The sequence below is a fragment of the Pseudomonas sp. No.21 genome (genome assembly GCF_054558415.1).
In genome coordinates this window covers 330446-341156 of the sequence record NZ_BAAJNO010000003.1, presented here as the reverse complement: position 1 = coordinate 341156, position 10711 = coordinate 330446, and the positions used below count along the sequence as shown (strand labels likewise).

The following is a 10711-nucleotide window of genomic DNA, read 5'->3' as shown; positions in this document are numbered from 1 at the left end:
GCCGAGAACTCAGCTGTCCCCGTGGGCGAAGGCCTTGAGTTCGTCGCCGGCCATGCGGTAGCGCACCCATTCGTCCTGGGGGCTGGCGCCGATGGAGCGGTAGAACTGGATGGCGGGCTCGTTCCAGTCCAGCACGCTCCACTCCAGGCGGCCGCAGCCACTGTCGCAGGCCAGGCGCGCGAGGTGGCGCAGGAGGGCCTTGCCGGCGCCCACGCCGCGTTGCTGGGGGGAGACGTAGAGGTCTTCCAGGTACATGCCCTTGCGGCCCAGCCAGGTCGAGTAGCTGTAGAAATACACGGCGAAACCGATGGGCTGGCCATCCAGTTCGCAGATCAGCGCGCGGGCCGGGGTCTGCCCTTCGAACAGGCTCCGCTCGATGTCGGCGACGCTGGCGACGACCTCGTGCTCGGCCTTCTCGTAGATGGCCAGCTCGGTGATGAAGGCGAGGATCTGGCCGGCGTCGCTGCGCGCGGCTTCGCGGATGTGAAGGCTCACGGGGGCTCCTTGTGATGAGTGTCAGCGCCTGGGCGCAAGGGCGGACATCCTAGGCCCGCCATGGTGCCCAGGAAAGGGGAACGCGCATAATCGGCGCTCGCAACCCGCCCCCGAGGACCTCCCATGCTGTCTCACGTCTGCATCGGCACCAATGATTTCCCTCGCGCCCTGGCGTTCTACACACCGCTGATGGAAGCGCTGGGCCTGCCGCGGAAATTCTGCGATCCCGCTCGGCCCTGGGCCGGCTGGATACCGGCGGATGCGCCACGCCCCCTGCTGGTGCTGGGCGCGCCGTTCGATGGCGAGGCAGCGGCGGCGGGCAACGGCCAGATGGTCGCGCTGCTGGCACCGGATCGCGCCAGCGTGGACCGTTGCCACGCCCTGGCACTGGCCAACGGAGGACGCTGCGAAGGCGCCCCCGGCCTGCGTCCGCACTACCACCCCGACTACTACGGCGCCTATTTCCGCGACCCGGATGGCAACAAGCTGTGCGTGTGCTGCCATCGGGCCGAATGACGCTCAAGGCACGGTGTTGTCGCCCTCGCCGGGCAGTTCTGGTTCATGGTGACGCGGGCGCAGGTCGGGTTCGGGGTCGCGGGGCTGCTGCAGGCGCTCCACCTCGGCGTCGATCTCCGCGTCTGCGCCGGGGGTGATCTCGGGCAACTCGCCGTCTTCGGTGACGCTGGGGTCGCTGTCGATCATGGCGCGTCCTCCCTCAGGTGCCGTACTGCTGCGATGCCGATGTCCTGGCTCAGGTCATGTTTGACGGGCATGCTCCACCTCCTGCTTTCGTGGTCGTCAGCATTTGTGAGGGAGGTGGCCGATGAAGGTTCGAGGTATTTGGTCGGTCGTGCCGTCGTGGCAGAATCTGCCCCTCAATCACGCAGGACGCAGGAACTCACCATGAGCAATGGACCGGATGTCGAGATAAGCCGCTTCCTCAGCTTTGTACTGAGGCACAAGCCCGAGGCCATCGGCCTGCAGCTGGACAGCGAAGGCTGGGCCGATATCGAGGCGTTGATCACCGGTGCCGCACGCACGGGCAAGGAGCTCGATGAGCTGGCGATCCGCCGCGTGGTGGCGAACAACAACAAGAAGCGCTTCGCCATTTCCGAGGACGGGCGGCGCATCCGCGCGGTACAGGGCCATTCGACCGCCTCGGTACAGCGCCAGTACAAGGCCGTGGTGCCGCCGCAGCGGTTGTTCCACGGCACCGCCAGCCGCTTTGTCGACAGCATCCTGCAGAAGGGCCTGATCGCCGGCTCACGCCACCACGTGCACCTCTCCGAAGACCGCGAAACCGCCACCCAGGTAGGCGAGCGCTATGGCGAGCCGGTGATCCTCGAAATCGCCGCCAGCGCCATGCACGAGGACGGTTTCGAATTCCACCAGGCGGAGAACGGCGTGTGGCTGACCGCGCGGGTGCCGGTGGACTACCTCAAGCGGGAGGGGTGAACGGCGGACACCACCGTCCCGGGATGAAGCCCGGGCTACAAGGTCAGAACGACCATGAAAAAAGGCAGCCCGAGGGCTGCCTTTCCTTTTGGAGCGAGGTGGATCAGTTCGTGCGGATCAGGTGGTCGAAGGCGCTCAGGGAGGCCTTGGCACCTTCGCCCACGGCGATGACGATCTGCTTGTAGGGCACGGTGGTCACGTCACCGGCGGCGAACACGCCGGGCAGCGAGGTCTCGCCCCGAGCGTCGACGATGATCTCGCCACGCTGGCTCAGCTCTACGGTGCCTTTGAGCCAATCGCTGTTGGGCAGCAGGCCGATCTGCACGAAGATGCCTTCCAGTTCCAGAGCCTTGAACTCGTCGGAGTTGCGGTCCTTGTAGGTCAGGCCGGTGACCTTCTGGCCATCGCCCTTCACTTCGCTGGTCAGTGCACTGGTGACGATGTCGACGTTGGAGAGGCTGCGCAGTTTCTTCTGCAGCACGGCGTCGGCACGCAGTTGGCTGTCGAACTCGATCAGCGTCACATGGGCGACGATGCCGGCCAGGTCGATGGCCGCCTCCACACCGGAGTTGCCGCCACCGATCACCGCCACGCGCTTGCCCTTGAACAGCGGGCCGTCGCAGTGCGGGCAGTAGGCCACGCCACGGCCACGGTATTCCTGCTCGCCGGGCACGTTCATTTCGCGCCAGCGGGCACCGGTAGAGAGGATCACGGTCTTGGCCTTGAGGCTGGCACCGCTCTCGAACTTCACTTCGTGCAGGCCGCCTTCGGCCTTGGCCGGGATCAGCTGGCTGGCACGCTGCAGGTTCATGATGTCGACGTCGTACTGCTTGACGTGCTCTTCCAGGGCGCGGGCCAGTTTCGGGCCTTCGGTCTCCTGCACGGAGATGAAGTTCTCGATGGCCATGGTGTCCAGCACCTGGCCGCCGAAACGCTCGGCCGCGACGCCGGTGCGGATGCCCTTGCGCGCGGCATAGATGGCAGCCGATGCACCGGCCGGTCCACCGCCGATCACCAGGACGTCGAAGGCGTCCTTGGCATTGAGCTTCTCGGCGTCACGGGCGGAGGCGCCGGTGTCGATCTTGGCGAGGATTTCCTCCACGCCCATGCGGCCCTGGCTGAACAGTTCGCCGTTCAGGTAGATGCTCGGCACCGACATGATCTGGCGTTGCTCGACCTCATCCTGGAACAGCGCGCCGTCGATAGCGACGTGGCGGATGTTGGGGTTGAGCACGGCCATCAGGTTCAGCGCCTGGACAACGTCCGGGCAGTTCTGGCAGGACAGCGAGAAATAGGTTTCGAAGTTGAACTCGCCCTGGATGCCCTTGACCTGCTCGATCACGTCGGCTTCGAGCTTGGAGGGGTGGCCGCCGACCTGCAGCAGCGCCAGTACCAGGGAGGTGAATTCGTGGCCCATGGGGATGCCGGCGAAACGCAGGCTGATGTCCGCGCCGGGGCGTTGCAGCGAGAAGGAAGGCGTGCGGGCGTCGCCACCGTCTTCGCGCAGGGTGATCTTGTCGGTCAGGCCGACGATGTCGTGCAGCAGGTCGCGCAGCTCCTTCGATTTGTCGCTGTCATCGAGGGACGCGACGATCTCGAACGGCTGGGTGACCTTTTCCAGATAGGCCTTCAACTGGGTTTTAAGATTGGCGTCCAACATGATTCGGCTCCTGCTTGTTTCGGGCAAAGGGGACCCCGCGGCGAGCGCATGCGCGCCCGCCCTGCTCGCTCGGATTCGGGCTTTTGCAGGGTGGCCGGCCTGGGGCCGACCACCGGGGGGAGGTACTGCGGGTACTGCTTAGATCTTGCCAACCAGGTCCAGGGACGGAGCGAGGGTCTTCTCGCCTTCCTTCCACTTGGCCGGGCAGACTTCGCCCGGGTGGGCGGCGGTGTACTGGGCAGCTTTCAGCTTGCGCAGGGTCTCGCCGACGTCACGAGCGATCTCGTTGGAGTGGATTTCAACGGTCTTGATGATGCCTTCCGGGTTGATCACGAAGGTGCCACGCAGGGCCAGGCCTTCTTCCGGGATGTGCACGCCGAAGGCGTTGGTCAGTTGGTGGGTCGGGTCGCCGATCAGCGGGAACTGGGCCTTGCCGACGGCCGGGGAAGTCTCGTGCCATACCTTGTGGGAGAAGTGGGTATCGGTGGTCACGATGTAGACCTCGGTACCGGCCTTCTGGAACTCGGCGTAGTTGTTGGCGGCGTCTTCGATCTCGGTGGGGCAGTTGAAGGTGAAGGCTGCCGGCATGAAGATCAGTACCGACCACTTGCCCTTGAGGGATTCTTCGGTGACTTCGATGAACTTGCCGTTGTGGAAAGCGTTGACCTTGAAAGGTTGAACTGCGGTGTTGATCAGAGACATCGAGTGGTCCTCTATCTATGGGGTTGGAAGTTCGGGTCAAGAATTTACCCGACGAATACTAGGCGGTCAGCCCGTAAAGAGCTTATTGATTGAGGGCATCGCCATCATTGCTTTCCTAAATCGATCCTGGAAAGCCGCTACAGCCCAGTAGCCACGCGGCCTTGCGCGCGGCTACCGGAGCGAGGTGAGCCTGGTTCAGGCCAGGGACTCGTCGAGCAGGACGACTACTTTACCGGAAACCTGGTTGCTGCCGAGCGCCGCGAAGGCCGCTTCCACATCCTTGGCGGCGAAGCTGCGCTCCAGTTGGGGCTTAAGGCGGCCCTCGGCGAACAGGGGCCAGGCGTGCTGCCCCAGGTCGCGCAGCAGGTCGGCCTTGAAGGCGTCGTCGCGGTTGCGCAGCGTGGAGCCGATCAGCTGGATGCGCTTGCCCAGCACCAGCGCCATGTCCAGCTCGGCCTTGCGCCCGCCCATGAGGCCGATGTTGACCCAGCGACCGTCGCGGGCCAGCAGCTCCAGGTTCAGCGCCGCATAGTTGCCACCGACAGGATCGAGGATGACGTCGAAGGGGGCGAAGTCGCGCAGGCTCTCCAGTGCTTCGCCACGCAACGCGCCACCCTGGGCGCCAAGGCTTTCACAATAGGCCAGGCGCTCGGCGGAACCGACGCTGACCCAGGCGGGGCTGCCGAACGCCTTGCACAGCTGGATGGCGGCGGAACCGACACCACTCGCACCGGCGTGCAGCAGTACCTTCTCGCCGGGCTTGAGGCCCGCCAGCTGGAACAGGTTGAGCCAGGCGGTGGCGTAGACCTCGGGCAGCGCGGCCCCTTCGGCCAGGCTGAGGCCCTCGGGAACCGGCAGTACGTGGCCGGCATCCACCACCACTTCCTCGGCCATGCCGCCGCCGGCCAGCAGCGCACAGACACGGTCACCGACCTGCCATGCCGCACCCGCGCCCACCTCGGTGATCACCCCGGAGCATTCGAGGCCGATGATGTCGCTGGCACCCGGCGGCGGCGGGTAATGCCCCGCTGCCTGCAACAGGTCGGCGCGGTTCAGACCCGCTGCCGCCACACGAATGCGGACCTGCCCCACATCACAGTCAGGAACCGGGCGTTCAGCCCATTCCACGCGCCCTTCAACGCCTTGCAATGCTTTCACGCTGCCTCCATAGTGACCCAGGACTCGCCCGGCGGCTGACCGCCGGGCTTTTGCTTTGCGCCGATGGAACCCGGCGCCCTCAAATACGGCCTAATATGCGTTATCACCTCCCCCGACGTCGACTCAGCATGAAGCGTTCACTGATCTGCTCCGCCCTTGCGTTTGTATTCAGCATCAGCGTCCTGCCGCTGCATGCGTCCACCACCTCGGCAAGCGATAGCTGGGACTCGATCCAGCCCGACCGTGAGCAGGTGATAGCCAGCCTCAACGTGGTGGAGCTGCTCAAGCGCCATCATTACAACAAGCCGCCGCTCAACGATGAGCGCTCGGTGAAGATCTACGAGGGCTACCTCAAGCTTCTCGACCCGGCGAAGATGTATTTCACCGCCGGCGACATCGCCGAATTCAACCAGTGGAAGACGCAATTCGACGACTTCCTCAAGAGCGGCGACCTGGACCCGGGCTTCACCATCTACAAGCGTCATCTGGACCGCCTCAAGGAGCGCCTGGACTTCGCCCTGGCCATGCTCGACAAGGGCGTGGACAAGATCGACTTCAGCGTCGACGAGAGCCTCGAGACCGATCGCGAGAAAGCCACCTGGGCCAAGGACCGAGCCGCCCTCGATGACCTCTGGCGCAAGCGCGTGAAGGACGAAGTCCTGCGCCTGAAGATCGCCAACAAGGAGCCGAAGGCGATCCAGGAGCTGCTGGTCAAGCGCTACAAGAACCAGCTCTCGCGCCTCGAGCAGACCCGTGGCGAGGACGTGTTCCAGGCCTACATCAACGCCTTCGCGCAGACCTACGACCCGCACACCCAGTACCTCTCCCCGGACAACGCGGAGAACTTCGACATCAACATGAGCCTGTCGCTGGAAGGCATCGGTGCGGTGCTGCAGAGCGACAACGAGCATGTGAAGGTGGTGCGCCTGGTCCCCGCCGGCCCCGCCGAGAAGAGCAAGCAGATCGCTCCGGCCGACAAGATCGTCGGCGTCGCCCAGGGCAACGGTGAGATGGTCGACGTGATCGGCTGGCGCCTGGATGAAGTCGTGAAACTGATCCGCGGCCCGAAAGGCTCGGTCGTGCGCCTGGAAGTGGTCCCCGCGAACAACGCCCCCAACGACCAGAGCAGCAAGATCGTCTCCATCACCCGCGAAGCGGTGAAGCTCGAAGAGCAGGCCGCGAAGAAATCCGTGCTGAACCTCGAGCATGACGGCCATGCCTTCAAACTCGGCGTGATCGAAGTGCCGGCCTTCTACCTGGACTTCAAGGCGTTCCGTGCCGGCGACCCCGAGTACAAGAGCACCACGCGCGATGTGAAGAAACTCCTCGGCGAACTGCAGAAGGAGAAGGTCGACGGCGTGGTGATCGACCTGCGCAACAACGGCGGCGGCTCCCTGCAGGAAGCCACCGAGCTGACCGGCCTGTTCATCGACCAGGGCCCGACCGTGCTGGTCCGCAACAGCGACGGCCGCGTCGACGTGCTGGCCGACGAGAACACCGGCATCTTCTACAAGGGCCCGATGGCCGTGCTGGTCAACCGCCTGTCCGCCTCGGCCTCGGAGATCTTCGCCGGCGCGATGCAGGACTATCACCGCGCACTGATCATCGGTGGGCAGACCTTCGGCAAGGGCACCGTGCAGACCATCCAGCCGCTCAATCATGGCGAGCTGAAGCTGACCCTGGCCAAGTTCTACCGCGTCTCCGGCCAGAGTACCCAGCACCAGGGCGTGATCCCCGACATCGAGTACCCCTCGGTGGTCGACACCAAGGAAATCGGCGAAAGCGCGCTGCCCGAGGCCATGCCTTGGGACAGCATCCGCCCGGCGATCAAGCCCGAGGTCGATCCCTTCAAGCCCTTCCTCGCCGAGCTCAAGGCCCGTCACGATTCGCGCACCGCGCACAATCCCGACTTCGTCTACAGCCGCGAGCGCCTGGCCCTGGCCCAGAAGCTGATGAAGGAAACCACCATCACCCTCAACGAGGCCAAGCGCCGTGCCCAGCAGGCGGACATCGAGTCCAAGCAGCTGGCGATGGAAAACAGCCGTCGCAAGGGCAAGGGCGAGGAGCCGCTGAAGGAGCTGAAGAAGGAAGACGAAGACGCGCTGCCGCTGGACGATGACAAGACCAAGCCGGAAGACGACGCCTACCTGACCGAGACCGGGCAGATCCTGCTCGACTACCTGGGTCTGAACTCCGCAGTGGCCAAGCACTGACCGAACGTCATCAGAACGTCACGAAATCGTCGTGAAATGCAGGGGCCGCTTATGCGGCCCCTTGCTTTTGAGCCGCATTCACGAGAGCCAACATGACAGTCACCGAGCAGTTGAGCGCACTGGGCCATATCCTCGCTCACGGCGACCTGAACAGCCTTTTCCAGCCGATCATTTCGCTTTCCGAACGCCGCATCCTCGGCTACGAGGCCCTCACCCGGGGCCCCTCCAACAGCCCCCTGCACTCACCCGTCACCCTGTTCGCCGTCGCGCGCCACGCGGGTCGCCTCAGCGAACTCGAGATGGCCTGCCGCAAGCGTGCCTGTACGCGCTTCCACGAGCTCAAGCTCGACGGCAAGCTGTTTCTCAACGTGTCCCCTGAATCCCTGCTCGACCCCGCCCACCAGCCGGGGCGCACGCTGCAATTGCTGCAGGCCTTCGGCATCCCGCCGAGCCAGGTGGTGATCGAGCTGACCGAGCACGCCCCGACCGAAGACTTCGGCCTGCTCGACACCGCCCTGCACCACTACCGCGCCATGGGTTTCTCCATCGCCCTGGACGACCTCGGCGCCGGCTATTCCAGCCTGCGCCTGTGGTCGGAGCTGCGTCCCGACTACGTGAAGATCGACCGCCACTTCATCGACGGCATCCACCAGGACGCGGTGAAGCGCGAATTCGTCGGTTCCATCCTGAAGATGGCCAAGGCCTCCCGCGCCCAGGTGATCGCCGAGGGCATCGAACTGCCGGAAGAACTGGCCGTGCTCGCCGAGATGGGCCTGGACCTGGTGCAGGGCTACCTGCTCTGCCGCCCCCAGGAACAACCTCCCCGCGACGCCCGCCCGCTGTTGCCGCAGCTGGAAAGCAGCGGCACGCTCGCCGAGGAAGGCGCCGACCTGCAGGCCCTGCTCAACGAGCAGGCGGCAGTGGACCAGAACACCCCGATCGCCGAAGTCCTGGAAGCCTTCCGTGCCCAGGCCAACCTCAACTCCCTGGCCGTGCTCGACACCCAGCAGCAGCCGGTGGGCATCGTCCACCGCCACCTGCTTTCCGATGCCTTGCTCAAGCCCTTCGCCACCGACCTGTTCGCCCGCAAGCCGATCAGCCGACTGATGAGCGACGACTTCCTCGCCGTCGAGCTGTGCCAATCGCTGCAACAGGTCAGCCGCCTGCTCACCAGCCGCGCACGCCAGCGCATCGAAGAGGACTTCATCATCGTCTCCGAAGGCCGTTACCAGGGGCTTGGAAGGGTGATCGACGTACTCAAGCTGATCACCGAAATGAAGATCCAGCAGGCCCGTCATGCCAACCCGCTGACCCTGCTGCCGGGCAACGTACCCATCCAGCAATGCCTGGCGCGACTGCTCCAGCAGGGCCGTGCGGCGATGATCTGCTACGTGGACATCGACAGCTTCAAGCCCTTCAACGACCTCTACGGCTACGCCAAGGGCGATGAAGTGCTGCTGTGCCTGGCGCAATGCCTGAACGAGCGTGTCGACCCGGCACGGGACTTCGTCGGCCATATCGGCGGCGACGACTTCATGCTGGTACTGGGCTCGGAAGACTGGCGCGCCAAGCTCAACCACCTGCTGGAGGATTTCCAGGGGCAGTGCCGGCGTTTCTACCGCACCGACCACTTGCAGGCCGGCTGCTTCATCGCGCACAACCGCCATGGCGAGCGCGAGGAGTTCCCGCTGCTGTCATTGTCGATCGGTGTGGTCAACCTGCGCGCCGAGGCCTGCAGCCAGCTGGACGCCAGCCAGCTCGCGGCGCTCGCCTCGGAAGCCAAGCGCCACGCCAAGGCGGTGCCCGGCTACAGCCTGCACATCATCGATGCGGCCTGAAACGGTGCGCGGGGCAAGCCGGGATCAGAAGCCCAGGCGCGCGGCGCTGGCGGCCATGCGCTCGGCAGCAGCCGGGTCGGGCGCCAGGCCCGGCCCACCCTCGCGGTAGAGATCAGCCAGGCGCTTGGCGGCCAGGGGATGCCCAGCCGAATCGGCGAGCGCCCACCACGAAGCCGCTTCGGCGGCATCGGGCGGGTTGCGGGTGTCCCCTGCCAACGCCAGCACCCCGAGCTGGTAGGAAGACTTGCCATCACCGGCGCGGGCCGCCAGGCGCAGCATGCGGATGCCCTCCTCCCGCGCTCCGAAGCCCTGCCCACGGTGCAACAGGAGATGACCGTAGAAGCTCTGCGCGGCGACATCCCCCAGATTGGCCATGCGCGCGTACTGACCCTGCATCCAGTTCCAGGCCCGCGGCTGCTTGACCAAGGCAGGCCAACGCAGCAGCCAGCGCGCAACGAGATAGCCGACGCGAGCGCGCATCTTCCAGTGCAGCATCAGGTTTCCTCGGGGTAGGTGAACTCGAATACCCGCACCACTTCGGCCGCATGCCAGGACGCCGCGGCGATGCCGTCCGGCGGCCCGGAGAAGCGCCCCAGGCGCACCACGCATTCGAAGAAGCCGGTACGCGGCAGACGGCTGGCCCCCTGGCTGATCACCAAGGAGCTGCGTAGCGGACGCTCGGCACGGGCGTCCAGTGCGGCGAGGTGCTCCAGGGCGGCGGTAAGAGTCTGCATGGCGGGGGTAGGCAGCTGGAGGCGCTCCACCAGGGCGCGGTAGGTCAGCAGATGACGCTGCCGGCGGGCATCTTCCAGCTCACCCAACAGGGCCTGCCAGTGCTGGCGGCTGATGCGAACGCTCAAGATTCCGCCTCCCAGCCGGCGACACCGAGGACGCGTGCCAGCGAGCGCTTTATCGCGGCATCCGGCTCGCGCTCGCCGCTCTCGATCAGGCCCAGGTAGACGGGGCTGATGCCGACCGCTCGGGCGACTTGTTCAAGGCTTTGCCCCAGCTCCTCACGCAGTGCCTGCAACTGCGAGAACGAAGGGGCGGAGACGGCGCCGGTGGGCGCCTGGGTGGCTTGTCCGGCAGCCTGTAGCAGTGCCTGGTAATCAGCCCAGGGCAACACCGCGTACTCTGCTTCACCGTCACGCATGATCACTTGCACGTTCATTGCAACTCCCGTGGACAGC

The 10711-nt window shown here is 65.4% G+C and carries 12 protein-coding genes; 4 read left to right on the top strand and 8 right to left on the bottom strand.

Going from position 1 to position 10711, the window contains the following annotated elements; translation table 11 throughout:
• Nucleotides 1-9 precede the first annotated feature (9 nt).
• A complete protein-coding gene (locus ACYJSS_RS07435; RefSeq protein ID WP_236204493.1) occupies nucleotides 10-495 on the bottom strand; it encodes a GNAT family N-acetyltransferase in 486 nt (161 codons plus the stop codon).
• 123 nt (nucleotides 496-618) lie between these two features.
• On the opposite strand from ACYJSS_RS07435, the gene ACYJSS_RS07430 reads away from it, so the two are divergent.
• The gene (locus ACYJSS_RS07430) at nucleotides 619-1011 is read left to right on the top strand and encodes a VOC family protein (protein ID WP_236204494.1); all 393 of its coding nucleotides are present in this window, start codon (nucleotides 619-621) and stop codon (nucleotides 1009-1011) included.
• Nucleotides 1012-1014: 3 nt separating this feature from the next.
• On the opposite strand, the gene ACYJSS_RS07425 is transcribed toward ACYJSS_RS07430, so the two are convergent.
• A complete protein-coding gene (locus ACYJSS_RS07425; RefSeq protein WP_236204495.1) occupies nucleotides 1015-1197 on the bottom strand; it encodes a hypothetical protein in 183 nt (60 codons plus the stop codon).
• A 201-nt stretch (nucleotides 1198-1398) separates the two neighbouring features.
• Here ACYJSS_RS07425 and ACYJSS_RS07420 point away from each other — a divergent pair, with 201 nt between their 5' ends.
• Nucleotides 1399-1950: an RNA 2'-phosphotransferase gene (locus tag ACYJSS_RS07420; protein ID WP_236204496.1), complete on the top strand. Its 552-nt coding sequence runs from the start codon at nucleotides 1399-1401 to the stop codon at nucleotides 1948-1950.
• A 103-nt stretch (nucleotides 1951-2053) separates the two neighbouring features.
• On the opposite strand, the gene ahpF is transcribed toward ACYJSS_RS07420, so the two are convergent.
• The 3 genes from ahpF to ACYJSS_RS07405 all read right to left on the bottom strand — a co-directional run bounded on the left by ahpF (nucleotide 2054) and on the right by ACYJSS_RS07405 (nucleotide 5470).
• Nucleotides 2054-3610, bottom strand: coding sequence for an alkyl hydroperoxide reductase subunit F (gene ahpF / locus ACYJSS_RS07415; protein ID WP_111260456.1), 1557 nt, complete (start codon nucleotides 3608-3610; stop codon nucleotides 2054-2056).
• A gap of 138 nt (nucleotides 3611-3748) precedes the next feature.
• Nucleotides 3749-4312 (bottom strand): alkyl hydroperoxide reductase subunit C, encoded by a 564-nt coding sequence (ahpC, locus tag ACYJSS_RS07410; protein ID WP_111260455.1) that lies wholly within the window; start codon nucleotides 4310-4312, stop codon nucleotides 3749-3751.
• A gap of 195 nt (nucleotides 4313-4507) precedes the next feature.
• Entirely contained in the window at nucleotides 4508-5470 is a 963-nt protein-coding gene (locus ACYJSS_RS07405) for an NAD(P)H-quinone oxidoreductase (protein WP_111260454.1), read from the bottom strand.
• A gap of 128 nt (nucleotides 5471-5598) precedes the next feature.
• Here ACYJSS_RS07405 and ACYJSS_RS07400 point away from each other — a divergent pair, with 128 nt between their 5' ends.
• Complete coding sequence (locus ACYJSS_RS07400) at nucleotides 5599-7683, top strand: carboxy terminal-processing peptidase (RefSeq protein WP_111260453.1); 2085 nt, start codon at nucleotides 5599-5601, stop codon at nucleotides 7681-7683.
• A 92-nt stretch (nucleotides 7684-7775) separates the two neighbouring features.
• Entirely contained in the window at nucleotides 7776-9521 is a 1746-nt protein-coding gene (locus ACYJSS_RS07395) for a bifunctional diguanylate cyclase/phosphodiesterase (protein WP_111260452.1), read from the top strand.
• Nucleotides 9522-9545: 24 nt separating this feature from the next.
• Here the strand turns inward: ACYJSS_RS07395 and ACYJSS_RS07390 are convergent, their stop codons facing one another.
• Genes ACYJSS_RS07390 through ACYJSS_RS07380 form a run of 3 tightly spaced genes read right to left on the bottom strand, consistent with a single transcriptional unit; the run spans nucleotide 9546 to nucleotide 10692 of the window.
• Complete coding sequence (locus ACYJSS_RS07390) at nucleotides 9546-10016, bottom strand: SEL1-like repeat protein (RefSeq protein ID WP_236204497.1); 471 nt, start codon at nucleotides 10014-10016, stop codon at nucleotides 9546-9548.
• On the bottom strand, nucleotides 10016-10381 hold the full coding sequence (locus tag ACYJSS_RS07385) for a hypothetical protein (protein WP_111260450.1): 366 nt from the start codon (nucleotides 10379-10381) through the stop codon (nucleotides 10016-10018). Before ACYJSS_RS07385 ends, ACYJSS_RS07390 begins: the two co-directional genes overlap by 1 nt.
• Nucleotides 10378-10692: a helix-turn-helix domain-containing protein gene (locus ACYJSS_RS07380; RefSeq protein ID WP_111260449.1), complete on the bottom strand. Its 315-nt coding sequence runs from the start codon at nucleotides 10690-10692 to the stop codon at nucleotides 10378-10380. Before ACYJSS_RS07380 ends, ACYJSS_RS07385 begins: the two co-directional genes overlap by 4 nt.
• Nucleotides 10693-10711: the final 19 nt, after the last annotated feature.

Coding starts and splice junctions, on each gene's coding strand:
- ACYJSS_RS07430 (WP_236204494.1), top strand. CDS start 619: ATGCTGTCTCACGTCTGCATCGGCACCAATGATTTCCCTCGCGCCCTG.
- ACYJSS_RS07425 (WP_236204495.1), bottom strand. CDS start 1,197: ATGATCGACAGCGACCCCAGCGTCACCGAAGACGGCGAGTTGCCCGAG.
- ACYJSS_RS07420 (WP_236204496.1), top strand. CDS start 1,399: ATGAGCAATGGACCGGATGTCGAGATAAGCCGCTTCCTCAGCTTTGTA.
- ahpF (WP_111260456.1), bottom strand. CDS start 3,610: ATGTTGGACGCCAATCTTAAAACCCAGTTGAAGGCCTATCTGGAAAAG.
- ahpC (WP_111260455.1), bottom strand. CDS start 4,312: ATGTCTCTGATCAACACCGCAGTTCAACCTTTCAAGGTCAACGCTTTC.
- ACYJSS_RS07400 (WP_111260453.1), top strand. CDS start 5,599: ATGAAGCGTTCACTGATCTGCTCCGCCCTTGCGTTTGTATTCAGCATC.
- ACYJSS_RS07395 (WP_111260452.1), top strand. CDS start 7,776: ATGACAGTCACCGAGCAGTTGAGCGCACTGGGCCATATCCTCGCTCAC.
- ACYJSS_RS07390 (WP_236204497.1), bottom strand. CDS start 10,016: ATGCTGCACTGGAAGATGCGCGCTCGCGTCGGCTATCTCGTTGCGCGC.
- ACYJSS_RS07380 (WP_111260449.1), bottom strand. CDS start 10,692: ATGAACGTGCAAGTGATCATGCGTGACGGTGAAGCAGAGTACGCGGTG.